We start from the raw sequence: 17069 nt of genomic DNA on the forward strand, positions 1-17069 counted from the left end.
ATGACTGCCCAGACCCTGTACGCGCAAAAGCGCGTTTCCGCCGCCGATGCCGTGCGCCAGGTGCGCAACGGCGACATGATCATCGTGCCCACGGGCGTCGGCGAGCCGCCCTCGCTGCTCACCGCCTTGTCGGAGCAGCGCCGCGACTTCCGCGACGTGAAGGTGGCGCAGATCCTGGCGATGCGCAAGTACGCCTACATCGACCCCGAGACGGTCGAGCACGTGCGCCACGTCGCGCTGTTCTTCGGCGGTGCCACGCGCGCCGGCGGGCAGGCGGGCTGGATCGACTTCATTCCGAACTACTTCTCCGAGATCCCGGCGCAGATCGAGCGCGGGCAGATCGCGGCCGACGTGGTGTTCAGCATGGCTTCGCCGATGGACGCGCACGGCTACTTCGCGCTGAGCCTGGGCCCCGACTACACGATGGCCGCCGTGGCGAAGGCCCGCGCGGTCGTGCTCGAGGTGAACCCCAACGTGCCCTACGCGCACGGCAACTGCCACGTGCACATCTCGCAGGTGGCGGCATTGGTCGAGAGCAGCGAGCCGGTGATGGAAGTCGGCCTGCCGAAGATCGGCCCGGTGCAGGAAGCCATCGGCAAGCACGTGGCCGACCTGATCGACGACGGCGCCACCTTGCAGATCGGCTACGGCGGCATTCCCGACGCGGTGGTGATGCAGCTCACGGGCAAGCGCGACCTGGGCATCCACACCGAGATGATCGGCGACGGCATCCTCACGCTGGTGGAAAGCGGCGCGGTCACCAACCGCCGCAAGAACTACCTGCCGGGCAAGTCGGTCGCGACCTTCGCGCTGGGATCGAACAAGCTGTACCGCTTCATGGACCGCAACCCGGGGCTGGAGATGCACCCGGTGAACTTCACCAACGACCCGGCGCTGGCGGGGCTGAACGACAACCTCATCGCCATCAACGCCACCATGCAGATCGACCTGCTGGGCCAGTGCGGCTCCGAGAGCCTGGGCCATGCGCCGTACTCGGGCACCGGCGGGCAGTCGGACTTCGTGCGCGCGGCCAACCGCTCGCGCGGCGGCAAGGCCTTCATCGTGCTGCCTTCGACGGCGAAGGACGACACCATTTCGCGCATCGTGCCCTCGCTGTCGCCCGGCACGCATGTGAGCACGAGCAAGAACGACATCAACTACGTCGTCACCGAATACGGCGTGGCGCAGCTGCGCGGCAAGTCGGCCAAACAGCGCGCGCAGGAACTGATCGCGATTGCGCACCCGGACTTCCGGGCGGAGCTGACGGAGCAGGCGAAGCAAGCCAGGCTGCTGTGAGCGTGGCGCAGAGCGCCGCTCAGCTGGCCTTGGCCGCCCGCACCAACGACGGCGTGGCCTTGTAGCTCTCGGGGAACAGCTTCTTCAGGTCGTCGATCTTCGGCAGGTCGTTGATCGCGATGTAGGGCTGGTTCGGGTGCAGCGTGAGGTAGTCCTGGTGGTAGTCCTCGGCCGCATAGAAGGGCTTGGACACCTCGACCGTGGTAGCCAGCGGCTTGCCGAAGGTCTTGGCCTGGTTCAGCTGGGCGATGTAGGCGTTGGCGATACGGGCCTGTTCGGCGTTTTCGGCGAACACGGTGGAGCGGTACTGCGGGCCGGTGTCGGGGCCCTGGCGGTTGAGTTCGGTCGGGTCGTGTGCCACCGAGAAATAGATCTGCAGCAGCTTGCCGTAGCTGACCTTGCGTGGGTCGTAGCTGATGCGCACGGCCTCGGCATGGCCGGTGCGGCCCGAGCCGACCTCGTCGTAGCGCGCGGTGCGGGCCTCGCCGCCCGCGTAGCCCGAGAGCGCATTGCTCACGCCCTCGACGCGCTGGAACACGCCCTGCACGCCCCAGAAGCAGCCGCCCGCGAACACGGCGGTGGCGGTGGTGGCGCCGGCGGGCGCAGCAAGGTCGGCCGTCGGTGCGGGCACGCGGCGCGCGGTCTCGGCAAAGGACGGAGCTGCGTGCCAGGCGAAGGCGGCGGCAGCAAGCGCGCCGGCGGCGATGGCGAAGGATTTCATGGCGGTCTTTCGTAGGGAGCGCAAGAAAGGAACAGTGATCCCGATCCCGCCGGCCGTCAATGGCGGCGGGGCCGGGGAGAAGGCGGCTTACTTCTTCATCTCGTCCTTGCCCATCGCGTCCTTCTTCATTTCGTCTTTGCCCATGGCGTCTTTCTTCATGCCATCTTTGGCCATGCCGTCCTTCTTCATGGCGTCCTTGCCCATGGCGTCTTTCTTCATCCCGTCCTTGGCCATGCTGTCCTTCTTCATGCCGTCCTTGGCCATGTCGTCCGCGGCCAAGGCCGAGGCGCCGGCGAAGGCCATGCAGGTGGCGAGGAGGGTGGCGGTGAGCTTGTTCATTTGGGTCTTCCTGAGTTGAGGTTGGGTTTTGTTGTCGAGATCGGCCTGGTTCCCTGTCGGAATTCGGCCTCGCGCTTTCTTCGGCAGTCGAGCGGCTGCGGCAGCCCCTCAGCTCCCTCCGAACCAGTTGTAGCCCTGGTCTTCCCAGTAGCCACCGGGATAGGTGTTGGTCACGTACATCGCCTGGATGTGCTTGGGGTTCTTGTAGCCAAGCTTGGTCGGCATGCGCAGCTTCATCGGGAAGCCGTACTTCGGCGGCAGCGGCTGGCCGTCGTAGCTCAGCGTCAGCAGCGTCTGCGGGTGCAGCGCGGTGGGCATGTCGATGCTGGTGTGGTAGTCGTCCGCGCACTGGACGCCGACGTACTTGGCGCTCAGGTCCGCGCCGACGTGGCGCAGGAAATCGGCAAAGCGCACGCCGCCCCACTTGCCGATGGCGCTCCAGCCTTCGACGCAGATGTGGCGCGTGATCTGGTCCTGCTGCGGCAGGGCGCGCAGCTCGGCGAGCGTCCAGCGGCGCTTGTCGGCGACCATGCCGCTCACTTCGAGGCGGTAGGTGGCTTCGTCGACCTCGCGGACCTCGTCCTCGCCGTAGTAGGCGTTGAACGGAAAGGGGCGCGTGATCTCGGCCTCGGTGTAGGTCGGCGCCAGCCGCGTCGGGCTGAAGAGCCAGCCTTGCACCTCGTCGTTGAAGCGCGAGACTTTGGTCAGTGCGGCCTCCACGTGGCTGTCGTCGCTGATGCTGCAGCCGGTGAGCATCGACAGGCCGCCCAGCGTCAGCGAACGGCGCAGGAACAGGCGGCGCGAGGGCGCATCGAGCCGGCGCTCGATGAGGGCGCGGGCTTCGCGCACCACGGCGTCGCCGTCGACACCGACCAGGGGAGGGCGTTTGAAAAAGAGGCTCATGGGGTGTGGGGCGCGAGACCGCGCAGCATGGTGAGCAGGGTGCGGGGCACGAGCGCCACCATCACCAGGTGCACGGCGACGAAAGCCACCAGGGCGGCCATCGCCACGAAGTGGACGCGGCGCGCGGCTTCGTAGCCGCCCAGCAGTTCGCGCAGCATCGGAAACTGCACCGACTTCCACAGCACCAGCCCCGACAGCACGATCGCGACGAGGTCGACGATCACGAACAGGTAGGCCAGCTTCTGCACATGGTTGTAGTGGCGCGGGTCGGCGTGCGAGAGCCTGCCGCCGAGCGCGGCCCGCGCGTCGCGCCAGAGACCGGCCGGGGTGAGCGGAAAGAACTTGCGCGCGAAGCGACCGCTGGCCAGGTTCAGTACCAGGTAGACGAGCCCGTTGAACACCAGCAGCCACATCGCCGCGAAGTGCCACTGCAGCGCGCCGCCGAGCCAGCCGCCCAGCGTGATCGCGGCCGGAAAGCGAAAGGCAAGGAAGGGCGCCGCGTTGTAGATGCGCCAGCCGCTGGTCACCAGCACCAGCACGGCCAGCGCGTTGAGCCAGTGCGTGACGCGCATCCACAGCGGGTGGATCGGTCGCTGGTCGGGGGCGGAGCGTGTCTGCATGGGCCGGATTGTTGGGCGCACCCCCTCGCCGATTCATCACGCAAAGTTCAAAGATTCGTGATAACTCCGAGGGGCGTCTCGCGGGACAATCGCGGCCATGGACACCGCCAAACGCGTGCTGATCGTCGAAGACGACGCCCACATTGCCGAGCTGCTGCGCATGCACCTGCGCGACGAGGGCTATGCGGTCGAGCACGCCGCCGACGGCAACGCCGGCCTGCGCGCACTGGAGCGCGGCCAGTGGGACGCGCTGGTGCTCGACCTCATGCTGCCCGGCATCGACGGCCTCGAGATCTGCCGCCGCGCCCGCGCCATGGCGCGCTACACGCCCGTCATCATCGTGAGCGCACGCTCCAGCGAGGTGCACCGCATCCTCGGGCTGGAGCTGGGCGCCGACGACTACCTGGCCAAGCCCTTCTCGGTGCTGGAGCTGGTGGCGCGCGTGAAGGCACTGCTGCGGCGCACCGACGCACTGGCGCGCAACGCCCGGCTGGAGTCGGGCAGCCTCACGCTGGGCAACCTCGACATCGAGCCGCTGGCGCGCGAGGTGCGCGTCGACGGCAAGCCCATCGAGCTCACGCCGCGCGAGTTCGACCTGCTGTACTTCTTTGCGCGCCATCCCGGCAAGGTGTTCTCGCGCCTCGACCTGCTCAACCAGGTCTGGGGCTACCAGCACGACGGCTACGAGCACACGGTCAACACGCACATCAACCGGCTGCGCACCAAGGTCGAGGCCGACCCGGCCGCGCCGCGGCGCATCCTCACGGTGTGGGGGCGCGGCTACAAGCTCGCGGCCGATGACGCTGCACCGAAGGGCGACGTATGAGCGCCGCGCCGGGCCGCCCCAAGCAAGCTCGCTCCCGCCTGGCGGGAAGGCGCGAAGCGCCAAGGGTGCTTCAATGACGATGGCCTGGGCCACGCTGTCGCGGCGCCTGTCGATCGCGTTCGCGGTGCTGCTGCTGGCCTGCTGCGGGGCCTCGGCGTGGCTGCAGATGCGCGCCGGTGCGCAGCACGCGCAAGAGGTGACGCAGCGCCTGTCGCTGGGGCTCGCGGCCCACATCGCGCAGAACGCCGAACTCATGAAACCCGGCGGGCTCGACCCGGTGGCGGTGAAAGACCTGTTCGACAAGCTCATGACCGTCAACCCCAGCGTCGAGGTCTACGTGCTGGGGCCCGACGGCCACATCGAGGCCCAGGCCGCGCCGCCCGGGCACCTCAAGCGCGACAAGGTGGCGCTCGACCCCATCCGCCGGCTGCTGGCCGGCGAGCGCCTCCCCATCGCGGGCGACGACCCGCGCAGCCCCGACGGCGCCAAGGTCTTCAGCGCCGCGCCGCTGCGCATGGGCGGGCGCGACGCCGGCTATGTGTACGTGGTGCTGCAAGGCGAAGACCACGACGCGCTGGCCGCCAACCTCTCGGCCGACACCGTGCTGCGCACCACGCTGTGGTCGATGGCGCTGGTGGCGCTGCTGGGGCTCATCGCCGGGCTGGTGGCGTTCCGCCTCATCACCCGGCCGCTGCGCGAGCTGACGGCGGCGGTGCGCCGCTTCGAGGCCGAGGGCATTGCGGCGCTGGAGCGCGAGGCGCCCATGCCCGCGCCGCCGCGCCACGCCGACGACGAGATCGCGCAGCTGCAGCAGGCCTTTGCGCAGATGACGCGCCGCATTGCCGAGCAGTGGCGCGAACTCAGCCTGCAGGACCGCCAGCGCCGCGAGCTCTTCGCCAACATCTCGCACGACCTGCGCACGCCGCTCACCTCGCTGCACGGCTACCTCGAGACGCTGCTGCTCAAGGCCGGCACGCTCAGCGAGGAAGAGCGCCGCCGCTACCTGGAGATTGCGCTCGGCCAGAGCCGCAAGGTGGGCCGGCTCGCGCAGGAGGTGTTCGAGCTGGCACGGCTCGAGTACGGCGTGGTCAAGCCCGAGAAAGAGAACTTCGCGCTCGCCGACCTCGTGCAGGACGTGTTCCAGAAGTTCGAGCTCGCGGCCGAGGCGCGGCGCCAGCAGCTCAAGCCCGACATCGCGCCGAACCTGCCCGTGGTGTCGGCCGACCTCGGCATGATCGAGCGCGTGCTGACCAACCTGCTGGACAACGCCATCCGCCACACGCCGGCCGGCGGCGAGATCGAGGTGCGCTTGCGCCCGTCCGACGCCGGCGTGGCGGTGCAGGTGAGCGACACCGGTCCCGGCATTCCGGGCGAGCTGCAGAAGGGCCTGTTCACGCGGCCGGCCTTTGCCGATGGCGGTGCGCGTGGCGGCGGGCTGGGGCTCATGATCGTGCAGCGCATCCTTCAGCTGCACGGCAGCGACATCCGCCTTGTGCCGCAGCCGGGCAAGGGCGCGGTGTTCCTGTTCCGGCTCGGGGGCGCCACAGGGCGTTGAGCCCGGCGGTCGACGGGTTTGCCAGCGGGCGGCGGGCGATGCTACAAGCGAAGCGGCATCACCCCCCAAGAACAGAAGGAGACCACCGACCATGCCCGCTTTCGAGACCGTCCTGATCGACAAGGACCCGCAGCACCCGCGCATCGCACGCCTCGTGCTCAACCGCCCCGAGAAGCTCAACGCCATCGGCGACAGCACGCCGACCGACATCCGCCGCGCGGTCGAATGGGCCGAGGCCGACGACGAGGTGCACGTGATCGTGGTCGAAGGCGCGGGCCGCGCCTTCTGCGCCGGCTACGACCTGGGCGACTACGCCGAAGGCCACGGCCGCGAAGGCCAGGGCGACCATCCCTGCCGGCAGGAGAAAACGCCGTGGGACCCGATGCTCGACTACGCCGCCATGAAGCGCAACACCGAAGACTTCATGTCGCTGTGGCGCTGCCGCAAGCCGACCATCGCCAAGGTGCACGGCTACGCGGTGGCCGGCGGCAGCGACATCGCGCTGTGCTGCGACCTGCTCACCATGGCTGACGACGCACGCATCGGCTACATGCCCACGCGCGTGTGGGGCTGCCCGACCACCGCGATGTGGACCTACCGGCTCGGCGCATTGCGCGCCAAGCAGCTCATGTTCACGGGCGACACCATCACCGGCACGCAGGCGGCCGACTGGGGCCTGGCCAACTTCGCGGTGCCCGCGGCGCAGCTCGACGAGGCCACGCTGGCGCTCGCGCAGCGCATCGCGGGCGTGCCCAGTTCGCACCTCATGATGCACAAGATGGTCGTCAACCAGGTCTGGCATTCGATGGGGCTGGAGCAGACCCAGATGTTCGCCACCGTGTTCGACGGCATCACGCGCCACAACCCCGAGGGCCTATGGTTCCGCCGCCAGGCCGAGGCCGAAGGCTTCAAGAGCGCGGTGCAGTGGCGCGACAGCGGCCGGCCGATTCCCGAAGGCGACGAAGCCAGGGCGCGCATCGCCGAGCTCGAGGCAAAGCTGGCTGCGCGCGGCTGAGCGCACGGTCGCGTGGCGCCGCGTGACAGCATGCCTGCCCGCATGTCACGCGACAGACATATCTCCCCTTGATGATCCGCCGCGCCTGCCGCCCGTCACGTTGACGGCGGAAAGATGGCGCATCCATTTCGATGGATACAAAAGGGGAGGATTTCAATGCAGTTGTTCAATTTCTCGCGCACGGCCCTCGCGGCCTGCGCTTGCGCATTCATGGCCGCCTGCGGTGGTGGCAACGGCGGCGGTGGCATGCCGATGTGGCCCCTCGCGCCGGTCTCGCCCCCGGCGCCGGCACCTGCGCCCGCCCCGGCGCCAGCACCGGCCGAGGCCGCCCCCGTGCTCGTCATCGGCCACCGTGGCGCGCCCGCGCTGCGGCCCGAGCACACGCTGGCCTCGTACCAACAGGCCATCGACGACGGTGCCGATTTCATCGAGCCCGACCTCGTGCCCACCAAGGACGGCGAGCTGGTCGCGCGCCACGAGAACGCCATCGCCATCGTCGATGCCGCGGGCAAGGTGCTCGAAGCCACGACGAACGTGGCCGAAGTGCCGAAGTTCGCCGACCGCAAGGCCACCAAGGTCATCGACGGCCGCCAGGTCACCGGCTGGTTCACCGAAGACTTCACGCTGGCTGAACTCAAGGAGCTGAAGGCGCGCGAACGCATCCCGGCGCTGCGCCCGGCCAACGTGTCTTTCGACCAGCTCCAGGTGCCCACGCTCGACGAAGTGATCCAGCTCGCCAAGGCGCAGTCGGTCATCAAGGGCCGCGTGATCGGCATCTACCCCGAGACCAAGCACCCGACCTACTTCCGTTCGATCGGCCTGCCGCTCGAGAAGAAGCTGCTCGACACGCTGCACAAGCACGACCTCGACAAGGCCGACGCGCCGGTGTTCGTGCAGTCCTTCGAAACCGGCAACCTGAAGGACATCCGCCTGAAGAGCACGGTGAAGATCGTCCAGCTCATCGACGGGCAGGGCGCGCCGTATGACTTGGTGGCGCTGAACGACAAGCGCACCTATGCCGACCTCGTGAAACCCGAAGGCCTGGCCGAGATCGCGACGTATGCGAACGGCATCGGCCCGGCCAAGGCGCGCGTGATCCCGGTGGTCGACGGCAAGCTCGGCGCGCCGACCACGCTCGTGAAGGACGCGCACGACAAGAAGCTGCTGGTCCACATCTTCACGGTGCGGCCCGAGAACAACTTCCTGCCCGACAGCCTGAAGAAGGCGCCCAAGACCGACCCGATCGTGTACGGCGACACCGCCGGCGAGATCAAGGCGTTTCTCGACGCGGGCATCGACGGCTTCTTTGCCGACAGCGCGGCCACGGCCGTGCCGGCGGTGAAGGCGTACCGCGCGGCGCAGCCGAAATAAGTCGAACCTGAAAAGGAAGGGCGCTCAGCCGCCCTTGCGGCGCTTCACCACCACCGTGGCCTCGAGGCCTTCATAGGCTTCGGCGTCGCCGTACCAGCTGCCCGAGATGGGCGCCGCCAGCGCGGGGTCGCGCGCCACGCCCACGCGGATCAGCTGGCCGCTGCCCATGAGGTTGTTGGTCGGGTCGAAGGCCAGCCAGCCCGCGCCCGGCAGGTAGGCCTGCAGCCACGCGTGCGTGCTGCCAGCGCCGGTGACCGATTCGCCGGGGGCCTGCCCGGTGGCGTCGCTGTCGAGCGAGGCGTCGTAGAGGTAGCCCGAGACGAAGCGCGTCGCGATGCCGAGACGGCGTGTGGCTTCCATCATCAGCAGCGCGTAGTCGCGGCAGCTGCCGCTGCCCAGCGCCAGCGTTTCGAGCGGCGTCTGCGTGCCTTCCTCGTCGCGCGCCTTGTATTCGAAGCTCTGGCCGATGTGCGCGTTCATGCGCGTGAGCACATCGCGCGTGCTGTTGGGCTGGTCGGTGTGCAGGAACTGGTGCGCCCAGCGGATCAGCGTGCCGTTGGCGTCGTCGTTGTGGTGCGGGCGCAGGTAGTGCTCCAGGTCCAGGCGCTCCTGCACCGAATAGGCAAAGGGCAGGAACTCGGCCGACGGGTCGAGCGTGAGCAGGTCGCGCTGCGAAGGCGGCACGTGCTCGATGGTGAAGGAGCAGACGATGCGCAGCTCGGTCGCTTCGCCCAGCGGCTGCACCAGCGCGACGGAGTTCGAGTACGGGTCCTGGATCAGCCGCGTGAGGGCCTGCGGGCTCACCTGCAGGTCGGTGGCGAGCACCCGCAGGTCGTGGCTGTCGCGCGGACGGAACATCACGCGGTGCAAGCCGAAGGTCACCGGCTTGTTGTAGCGGTAGACGGTGGTGTGGGTGATGTCGTACTGGATGGCCATGGCGCGCATTGTGCGGTGCGCGCGTGACCTCGGGTGACGGGAAAGCCAGAACGCGCCGATTCAGTCCGATCCGGGCCAGAGCCGCTGCGTGCCCAGCGCCTTGGCGAGCGTCGCGGGCAAGGGCAGCGGCTCGCCATGCCACTGCGCCGCCAGCAGCTCGGCGCACAGGGTGGCAAAGCTCAGGCCGCGTGAGCCCAGCGCGGTGCAGGCCCACAGGCCCTCGTCGGCCCCCGGGGCCAGCGGGCCGACCAGCGGCCGGCGGTCGCCCGAGGCGCAGCGCACGCCGACCCAGGCGTGCACGTCTTCGCGTTCGAAGGCGGGCGCCAGCGCGGTGGCGGCGCCGGGATGCAGGCGCGCGAGCCGTTCGCGGTTGGCGAGGCGGTCTGCGTCGGTGGGGGCGAGGTCGGTGCTGTCGCGGTCGAAGGTGGCGCCGATCAGCCACAGCGGCTGCGGCGCCTGGCCGTCGGGCACGCCGGCGATCAGGTGGCCGTCGCCGTTGATGGGGGTGACGGGCAGGGCGGTGGGGGCGGCGCGGCCCCAGGCGACTTGGCCGCGCACGGGTTGCAATGGCAGGTCGGGCGCGAAGCGGTGCGATGCGAAGCCTGCAGCCACGACGACGCGGTCGGCTTCGGCGAGCAAGGCGCCGGTGTCGTCGAACAGCTGCCAGCCGCCGTCCGTGCGTGCGAGACGCGCCACGTGGCAGTTGCCCCGGAATTCGACGCCCGGTTGGCGCAGCCACGCGGCGATCAGCCGGTGCGGCCGCACCCAGGCCGCGCGCGCATGCCAGAGCGCCGGCGTGTCGGGCGGTAGGCCGGCCGCCGCGAGTTGGTCGGGCTGTGCGGGCCAGGATTCGTTCAGCCCGTCCGCGCTCCAGCCGGGCGGTACGCGCACGTCGCCGTCGGGCCGGCGTTCAAGCGAGCCGTGAGCGCCCCAGTCGCGGTCGGGGTCGAGCCGCTGCGTCAGTTCGCTCCAGGTGGCACGGATGCCGGCGCGCGTGAGCCGCGACAGCAAGGCGTCGTCGGACGACACATGCGGCGCCAGCAGCCCGACCGGCAGGCCCGACGCGCCGGAGGCCGGCACGTCGGCTGCATCGAGCACCGTCACACGCCAGCCGCGCCGCGCAAGGCTGGCCGCGACTGCCGCACCCGCGAGCCCGGCGCCGATCACCGCGCAATGGCCGGGCGCGTCGACACCTTCACGCACTGGCTGGCGACGCCGGACGGTCCAGGCGGGCGCGAACACGCCGCGTAGGTTGCCGGGGCGCGGGTCGAGTTGGAAGCCGTTCTGCGCCAGCGCATGGCGCACCCCGTCGTCGTCGGTGCGGGCCGCGAGGCCGGTGCCCTGGCGGGCGAAGCGCGACACCGCCTTGAGCGTGTCGGGTGAGGCCATCGCCGGGCCGAAGCCGTCGAGGAAGAGACTGTCGGCCTCGAAGCGTTGCGCGCGCAGCATCGGCTGCAGCTCGCCCACGCACAGCGTGAGCAGCACGCGGCCGTCGTCGAAGGCCAGCCGGTGGAAGCCCGGCAGCAGCCCGGCCCATTGGCGGGTCAGCTCCTCGGCGAGCGGCGCGAGGGCCGGGTCGGCTTCAGCGGCGCGCAGCAGATCGCCGGCCGGCGCCGGATGGGCGTCGACCGCGACGTAATGCAGCAGGCGCGGCCGGTGGGGGTCGGCGCGCCAAGCCTGCCAGGTTGTCAGGAAATGAAGGCCCGGCCCGAAGCCGGTTTCGAGAATCCGCCATTGCGGGCGCCCGGACCAGGCGGCGGGCAGGCCACAGCCGTCCAAAAACACACGGCGCGAAAGCGCCGGTGTGTCGTTGTCGAGGGGAGGGGTGTCGCCGGAGCGCGCGCCGAGCGGGGTGCCGTCGGCGGCCACGCCGGACTCAGGCCGCGGGAGGGGGAACGTAGCCTTGCGCCACGTCGGCGCCTTCGCCGAAGAAGTGCTTTTCCATCTGGCGAGCCAGGTACTGGCGGGCGCGCAGGTCGGCCAGGTTCAGCCGGTTTTCATTGACCAGCATGGTCTGTTGCTTGAGCCAGGCGGCCCAGGCTTCCTTGCTGACGTTTTCCCACAGGCGCTTGCCCAGGTCGCCGGGGTACGGCGGAAAGTCGAGTCCTTCGGCCTCTTTGCCGAGCTTGATGCACTGAACCATGCGTGCCATTTGATTGCCTCTTGTGGGGGAAAGCGGTTGCTTAGTTGATTTGGCTATTAAGAACTGAAAACTTGGTCGTTCCAGTTCCTATATGTCGTATTCAGAATACGTGGCTTCATTGATATGCCTTTTTAAGAGCAAGACACCATGAGCCTTCGCCGCGACTTTATCAAGCTTTCCCTGGGTGCCGGCGTGGCCGGTGCCTTGGCCCTGTCGGCATTGCCGTCGTTTTCGCAGGGCGCGGCGGGTGCCAAGAGCCCCGTGACGCTGCTGAACGTGTCGTACGACCCGACCCGCGAGCTGTACGTGGACTACAACCAGGCCTTCGCCAAGTACTGGAAGGCCAAGACCGGCCAGGACGTGAGCGTCAAGCAGTCGCACGGCGGCTCGGGCAAGCAGGCGCGCTCGATCATCGACGGCATCGATTCCGACGTGGCGACGCTGGCGCTGGGCGGCGACATCGACGCCCTGGCCACGCACGGCGGCCTCGTCAAGGCCGACTGGCAAAAGCGCCTGCCGCACAACTCCGCCCCCTACACCTCGACCATCGTGTTCCTGGTGAAGAAGGGCAACCCCAAGGGCCTGAAGGACTGGGACGACCTGGTCAAGCCCGGTGTGCAGGTGATCACCCCCAACCCCAAGACCTCGGGCGGCGCCCGCTGGAACTATCTGGCCGCCTGGGAATTCGCCAAGCGCAAGTACGGCGGTGAAGCGAAGGCCAAGGAATTCGTCGGCAACCTGTACAAGAACGTGCCCGTGCTCGACACCGGCGCGCGCGGCTCGACCATCACCTTCGTGCAGCGCGGCGTGGGCGACGTGCTGCTGGCCTGGGAAAACGAAGCCTTCCTGGCGCTGAAGGAATTCGGCCCCGAGAAGTTCGAGATCGTCGTGCCGTCCATCTCCATCCTGGCCGAGCCCAGCGTGGCGGTGGTCGACAAGGTGGTCGACAAGAAGGGCACGCGCGCCGTGGCCGAGGAGTACCTGAAGTACCTGTACTCCGACGAAGGCCAGGACATCGCGGGCCGCAACTTCTACCGCCCGACGTCCGACAAGGCCAAGGCCAAGTACGACAAGCAGTTCCCCAAGCTGACGCTGGTGACCATCGACCAGGCCTTCGGTGGCTGGGCGAAGGCGGACAAGGAGCACTTCGCCGACGGCGGCTCCTTCGATCAAATTTACGCACCCAAGCAGAAGTAAGCGCAGCTGCGCCGGAATCGATCGCTGGTGGCACCCCATGGGAGGGCGCCGGGGATCGCTTCGCCCTGAATTTCTCCTGAAGCCCAACGAAAGTTTCTCGTGTCCGTTCTCCTGATTGCCGGCAGCCCCTCGGCCCCGTCCCGTTCCACCGCCTTGCTCGACGCGGTGGGCGAGCGGCTGGCCCAACGCCATGCGCGCATCGAGCGGCTCGCGATCCGCGACCTGCCGGCGCAAGCGCTGCTGCTGGCCGAGTGGGCGCATCCGGCCATCGAGCGAGCCATTGCCCAGGTGGCGGCGGCCCGCGTGATCGTGGTGGCCACGCCGGTCTACAAGGCGGCCTACAGCGGCGTGCTGAAGGTCTTTCTCGACCTGCTCTCGCAGAACGCGCTCAAGGGCAAGACGGTGCTGCCGCTGGCCACCGGCGGCAGCCCGCACCACATGCTCGCGCTCGACTACGCACTGCGGCCCGTGCTGCAGTCGCTGTCGGCGCGCCACATCCTGCCGGGCGTCTACGCGAGCGATTCGCAGATCGCGCTGACGCCCGAGAACGCCTACCAGGTGCACCACGACCTGGCGGAGCGCCTGAACGAGGCCGTCGAGGTGCTCGCGACCGAAGGCCTGAAGCTGCCGGCCACGCACGGCTTCGAGCCGGTTCCTTTCTCCCGTGTGCGATGTAGCGTCTGACGACCGGGTTCCTCGCTGAACCCGGCCCCGGCCAGACTTCTTTCCGTTCCCCGTTTTTCAAAGCCGCCTGTGTGCGGCCGGGGGATCGCTTTGCCTCACGTTTTTGCACCAAGGAATTTCGCATGAACCCCGTCGCTCCCGAAGACTCCGTGTTCGAAGTCGCGCCGCGCTCCTTCTGGCAGGCGCTGCGCGACCTGGCCATCAGCGCCATCGTCGTCACCGCCATCGCGTTGATCGTGAGCTTCATCTCCGCCGCCTCGGCACATGCGCAAGGCAAGCCCAAGGGCGAGCTGCGCATCGGCTACCAGAAGTCGGCCAGCCTGTTCGTGCTGCAGAAGGCACAGGGCACGCTCGAGAAGAAGCTGTCGCCGCTGGGCTTCGGCGTGAAGTGGGTCGAGTTCCCGGCCGGCCCGCAGCTGCTCGAAGGGCTGAACGTGGGTGCGGTCGACGTGGGCTATGTCGGCGAGGCGCCGCCCATCTTCGCGCAGGCCGCGGGGGCGAAGTTCGTCTACTTCGGCTACGACCCGGCCGCGCCGCGCGCCGAGGCCATCCTCGTCACCAAGGATTCGCCCATCCGCTCCGTGGCCGACCTCAAGGGCAAGAAGGTCGCGCTCAACAAGGGCAGCAACGTGCACTACCTGCTCGTGAAGCAGCTGGAGAAAAACGGCCTGAAGCTGTCCGACATCCAGCCCGTGTACCTCGCGCCCGCCGATGGCCGCGCCGCCTTCGAAAGCAAGAACGTCGACGCCTGGGTGATCTGGGACCCGTTCCAGGCCGCCGCCGAGAAAGCCACCGGCGCCCGCGTGCTGGCCGATGGCGCACCGGACGTGGTCAACAACTACCAGTACTACCTGGGCGAGCGCGGCTTCGTGAAGAAGCACCCGCAGGTGATCGACGCGCTGTTCGCCGACTCGGTCGAGCAGGGCATCTGGCTCAAGAAGAACCTGCGCCAGGCCGCCGAGCTGATTGCGCCGCTGCAGGGCCTGCCCGTCGATGTGGTGGAGCTGGCGCTGCGCCGCTACGAGTTCAACGTGAAGCCGATCACCGCGGCCGTCGCGGCCGACCAGCAGCAGATCGCCGACACCTTCTACGCGCTGAAGCTCATTCCCAAGCCCATCAAGGTCAGCGACGCGGTCGTCACGGCCCAGCCCTGAACAGATTCGAAGGACCCCTTTCCATGACCCGCATTGCCATTCCCCGCCGCCGCCTGCTGCAGGGCGCAGCCGCCGCCCTCGCGCTGCCGTCGTCGTTCGCCGCCCTGGCGCAGGCCCCCGCGCGCCAGTTGCGCATCGGCCACCAGAAGGGCTACCTGAGCGTGCTCAAGGCCCGCGGCACGCTCGAGAAGCGGCTCGCGCCGCTGGGCGCCACCGTGAAGTGGACCGAGTTCACGGCCGGCCCGGTGCAGCTCGAGGCGCTGAACGTCGGCTCGATCGACTTCGGCGACGTCGGCGAAGCGCCGCCCATCTTCGCGCAGGCCGCCGGTGCACCGCTGGCCTACGTGGGCGCCACGGTGCCGCGCCCGAAGACCGAGGCGGTGCTGGTGCCCAAGGGCTCGGCCATCCAGAGCGTGGCCGACCTCAAGGGCAAGAAGATCGCGCTCAACAAGGGCTCGAACGTCCATTACTTCATCGTCAAGCTGTTCGAGAAACATGGCCTGGCCTACAGCGACCTGAACCTGGTCTACCTGCCGCCGGCCGATGCGCGCGCCGCCTTCGAGAAAGGCTCGGTCGACGCCTGGGTGATCTGGGACCCGTTCCTGGCCGCCGCGCAGCAGTCGCTCGACGCACGCATCCTGGCCGACGCCGTGGGCGTGGTCGGCAACCGCGCCTACTACTTCTCGTCGCTCGACTACGTGGCGAAGAACGCCGACGTGCTGGCCATCGCGATCGAAGAGGTCAACAAGATCGACCAGTGGGGTGCCGCCCACCGCAACGAACTGGCGACCGAGCTGTCGGCCATCTGGGGCCTGCCCAAGGCGGTGGCCGACCTGTCGCAAGGCCGCACGGCCTACGGCACCGGCCCGATCACCAAGGCCATCCTGGCCGAGCAGCAGCAGATCGCCGACACCTTCTTCGCGCTCAAGCTGATCCCCAGAAAGATCAACGTGCTCGAAGCCGCCGGCGCGGGGATCGCGTGATGGCCACCGTGTCGACTGTCCTGCACGAACGCGCCGGCCAGGTGCTGGCCATCACGGCGCGCGCCTGGGGCGTCGTGTCTGCCGCGCGCCGCCTTCCTTTTCTTCTTGCCGTCTGAACGGGCAAGCCAACGAACGATCGAGAGTTTCCGATGCAGATCTTCTGGTTCCTCCCCACGCACGGCGACAGCCGTTACCTTGGCACGAGCGAAGGCGCGCGCGCCGTCGACCTGCCGTACCTGCAGCAGATCGCCGGCGCGGCCGACCACCTCGGCTACGAAGGCGTGCTGATTCCCACCGGCCGCTCCTGCGAAGACCCGTGGGTGATCGCCTCCAGCCTGATCGGCGCGACGAAGAAGCTCAAGTTTCTGGTGGCGGTGCGGCCGGGCCTGCACCAGCCCAGCCTGGCCGCGCGCATGGCCGCGACCTTCGACCGGCTCTCGGGCGGGCGCCTGCTCGTGAACCTCGTCACCGGCGGCGACCAGGCCGAGCTGGAAGGCGACGGCGTGTACCTCGACCACGCGGCGCGCTACGAGCAATCGGCCGAGTTCATCCGCATCTGGCGCGAGATCATTGCGCGCAGCCACGAGACCGGCACCTACGACTACGAAGGCAAGCACCTGAGCGTGAAGGGCGCGCGGCTGCTGTTTCCGCCGGTGCAGAAACCGTATCCGCCTGTGTGGTTCGGCGGCTCTTCTGCGGCGGCGCACGACCTGGCCGCCGAACAGGTCGATGCCTACCTCACCTGGGGCGAGCCGCCCGCGGAAGTGTCGAAGAAGATCGCCGACGTGCGCGCCCGCGCCGAGCGCCAGGGCCGCAGCGTGCAGTTCGGCATCCGCCTGCACGTGATCGTGCGCGAGACCGAAGACGCCGCCTGGAAAGCCGCCGAAGAACTCATCAGCCGCGTCGATGACGAGACCGTCGCGCGCGCCCAGGCCGCCTTTGCGCGCATGGATTCCGAAGGCCAGCGCCGCATGGCCGCGCTGCACGCCGGCGGCGCCAAGCGCGGGCGTGCCGACCTGGAGATCGCGCCCAACCTCTGGGCCGGCGTGGGCCTGGTGCGTGGTGGCGCGGGCACGGCGCTGGTCGGCGACGCCAAGACCGTGGCGGCGCGCATCGAGGAGTACGCGGCGCTGGGCATCGACAAGTTCATCTTCTCGGGCTACCCGCACCTCGAAGAGGCCTATCGCTTCGCCGAACTGGTGTTCCCGCTGCTCTCGCGCAAGGCGAAGACGCAACTCGCGGGCGGCTCCCTGAGCGGCCCCTTCGGCGAAGTCGTCGCCAACCTCGACGCGCCGTCCCGACTCGTCTCGCAAAGCTGAGGACACG

General features: G+C 68.9%; 17 protein-coding genes. 10 read left to right on the plus strand and 7 right to left on the minus strand.

Going from position 1 to position 17069, the window contains the following annotated elements:
- Positions 1 to 1296 carry an acetyl-CoA hydrolase/transferase family protein gene (locus AC07Q9_RS07760; protein ID WP_495308574.1) on the plus strand — a complete coding sequence of 432 codons (1296 nt, stop codon included), beginning with the start codon at positions 1 to 3 and terminating at the stop codon, positions 1294 to 1296.
- A gap of 19 nt (positions 1297 to 1315) precedes the next feature.
- Here the strand turns inward: AC07Q9_RS07760 and msrA are convergent, their stop codons facing one another.
- The 4 genes from msrA to AC07Q9_RS07780 form a co-directional block, all read right to left on the minus strand.
- The gene (msrA, locus tag AC07Q9_RS07765; RefSeq protein WP_495308575.1) at positions 1316 to 2017 is read right to left on the minus strand and encodes a peptide-methionine (S)-S-oxide reductase MsrA; all 702 of its coding nucleotides are present in this window, start codon (positions 2015 to 2017) and stop codon (positions 1316 to 1318) included.
- A gap of 87 nt (positions 2018 to 2104) precedes the next feature.
- Positions 2105 to 2356, minus strand: coding sequence for a pentapeptide MXKDX repeat protein (locus tag AC07Q9_RS07770; RefSeq protein ID WP_159271664.1), 252 nt, complete (start codon positions 2354 to 2356; stop codon positions 2105 to 2107).
- Positions 2357 to 2464: 108 nt separating this feature from the next.
- Positions 2465 to 3259, minus strand: a complete 795-nt coding sequence (locus tag AC07Q9_RS07775; RefSeq protein ID WP_495308578.1) for a molybdopterin-dependent oxidoreductase — start codon at positions 3257 to 3259, stop codon at positions 2465 to 2467.
- On the minus strand, positions 3256 to 3879 hold the full coding sequence (locus AC07Q9_RS07780; RefSeq protein ID WP_495308580.1) for a cytochrome b/b6 domain-containing protein: 624 nt from the start codon (positions 3877 to 3879) through the stop codon (positions 3256 to 3258). The genes AC07Q9_RS07775 and AC07Q9_RS07780 overlap by 4 nt, the downstream gene beginning before the upstream one ends.
- Before the next feature lie 97 nt (positions 3880 to 3976).
- Here AC07Q9_RS07780 and AC07Q9_RS07785 point away from each other — a divergent pair, with 97 nt between their 5' ends.
- From AC07Q9_RS07785 to AC07Q9_RS07800, 4 genes are all read left to right on the plus strand, one after another.
- Positions 3977 to 4705, plus strand: a complete 729-nt coding sequence (locus tag AC07Q9_RS07785) for a response regulator transcription factor (RefSeq protein ID WP_495308582.1) — start codon at positions 3977 to 3979, stop codon at positions 4703 to 4705.
- A gap of 79 nt (positions 4706 to 4784) precedes the next feature.
- Complete coding sequence (locus tag AC07Q9_RS07790; protein ID WP_495309940.1) at positions 4785 to 6260, plus strand: sensor histidine kinase; 1476 nt, start codon at positions 4785 to 4787, stop codon at positions 6258 to 6260.
- Positions 6261 to 6351: 91 nt separating this feature from the next.
- The gene (locus AC07Q9_RS07795) at positions 6352 to 7275 is read left to right on the plus strand and encodes a crotonase/enoyl-CoA hydratase family protein (RefSeq protein ID WP_495308584.1); all 924 of its coding nucleotides are present in this window, start codon (positions 6352 to 6354) and stop codon (positions 7273 to 7275) included.
- A gap of 156 nt (positions 7276 to 7431) precedes the next feature.
- Positions 7432 to 8646 carry a glycerophosphodiester phosphodiesterase gene (locus tag AC07Q9_RS07800; protein WP_495308585.1) on the plus strand — a complete coding sequence of 405 codons (1215 nt, stop codon included), beginning with the start codon at positions 7432 to 7434 and terminating at the stop codon, positions 8644 to 8646.
- A 24-nt stretch (positions 8647 to 8670) separates the two neighbouring features.
- Here AC07Q9_RS07800 and AC07Q9_RS07805 read toward each other — a convergent pair whose 3' ends face one another.
- Genes AC07Q9_RS07805 through AC07Q9_RS07815 form a run of 3 tightly spaced genes read right to left on the minus strand, consistent with a single transcriptional unit; the run spans position 8671 to position 11734 of the window.
- Positions 8671 to 9582, minus strand: a complete 912-nt coding sequence (locus tag AC07Q9_RS07805) for a transglutaminase family protein (protein ID WP_492676895.1) — start codon at positions 9580 to 9582, stop codon at positions 8671 to 8673.
- A 60-nt stretch (positions 9583 to 9642) separates the two neighbouring features.
- Complete coding sequence (mnmC1, locus tag AC07Q9_RS07810) at positions 9643 to 11451, minus strand: FAD-dependent 5-carboxymethylaminomethyl-2-thiouridine(34) oxidoreductase MnmC1 (RefSeq protein ID WP_495308587.1); 1809 nt, start codon at positions 11449 to 11451, stop codon at positions 9643 to 9645.
- 7 nt (positions 11452 to 11458) lie between these two features.
- A complete protein-coding gene (locus AC07Q9_RS07815) occupies positions 11459 to 11734 on the minus strand; it encodes an oxidative damage protection protein (RefSeq protein ID WP_013541095.1) in 276 nt (91 codons plus the stop codon).
- Between the two features lie 138 nt (positions 11735 to 11872).
- Here AC07Q9_RS07815 and AC07Q9_RS07820 point away from each other — a divergent pair, with 138 nt between their 5' ends.
- The 5 genes from AC07Q9_RS07820 (at position 11873) to ssuD (ending at position 17062) form a co-directional block, all read left to right on the plus strand.
- On the plus strand, positions 11873 to 12922 hold the full coding sequence (locus tag AC07Q9_RS07820; protein ID WP_495308588.1) for a sulfate ABC transporter substrate-binding protein: 1050 nt from the start codon (positions 11873 to 11875) through the stop codon (positions 12920 to 12922).
- A 99-nt stretch (positions 12923 to 13021) separates the two neighbouring features.
- Positions 13022 to 13606 carry an NADPH-dependent FMN reductase gene (gene ssuE / locus AC07Q9_RS07825; protein WP_070060842.1) on the plus strand — a complete coding sequence of 195 codons (585 nt, stop codon included), beginning with the start codon at positions 13022 to 13024 and terminating at the stop codon, positions 13604 to 13606.
- A 122-nt stretch (positions 13607 to 13728) separates the two neighbouring features.
- The gene (locus tag AC07Q9_RS07830) at positions 13729 to 14760 is read left to right on the plus strand and encodes a sulfonate ABC transporter substrate-binding protein (protein WP_495308590.1); all 1032 of its coding nucleotides are present in this window, start codon (positions 13729 to 13731) and stop codon (positions 14758 to 14760) included.
- Between the two features lie 23 nt (positions 14761 to 14783).
- Positions 14784 to 15743: a sulfonate ABC transporter substrate-binding protein gene (locus AC07Q9_RS07835; protein WP_495308591.1), complete on the plus strand. Its 960-nt coding sequence runs from the start codon at positions 14784 to 14786 to the stop codon at positions 15741 to 15743.
- Positions 15744 to 15892: 149 nt separating this feature from the next.
- On the plus strand, positions 15893 to 17062 hold the full coding sequence (gene ssuD / locus AC07Q9_RS07840) for an FMNH2-dependent alkanesulfonate monooxygenase (RefSeq protein ID WP_070060840.1): 1170 nt from the start codon (positions 15893 to 15895) through the stop codon (positions 17060 to 17062).
- Positions 17063 to 17069: the final 7 nt, after the last annotated feature.

Source organism: Variovorax sp. GW821-FHT09A10, from assembly GCF_059418385.1.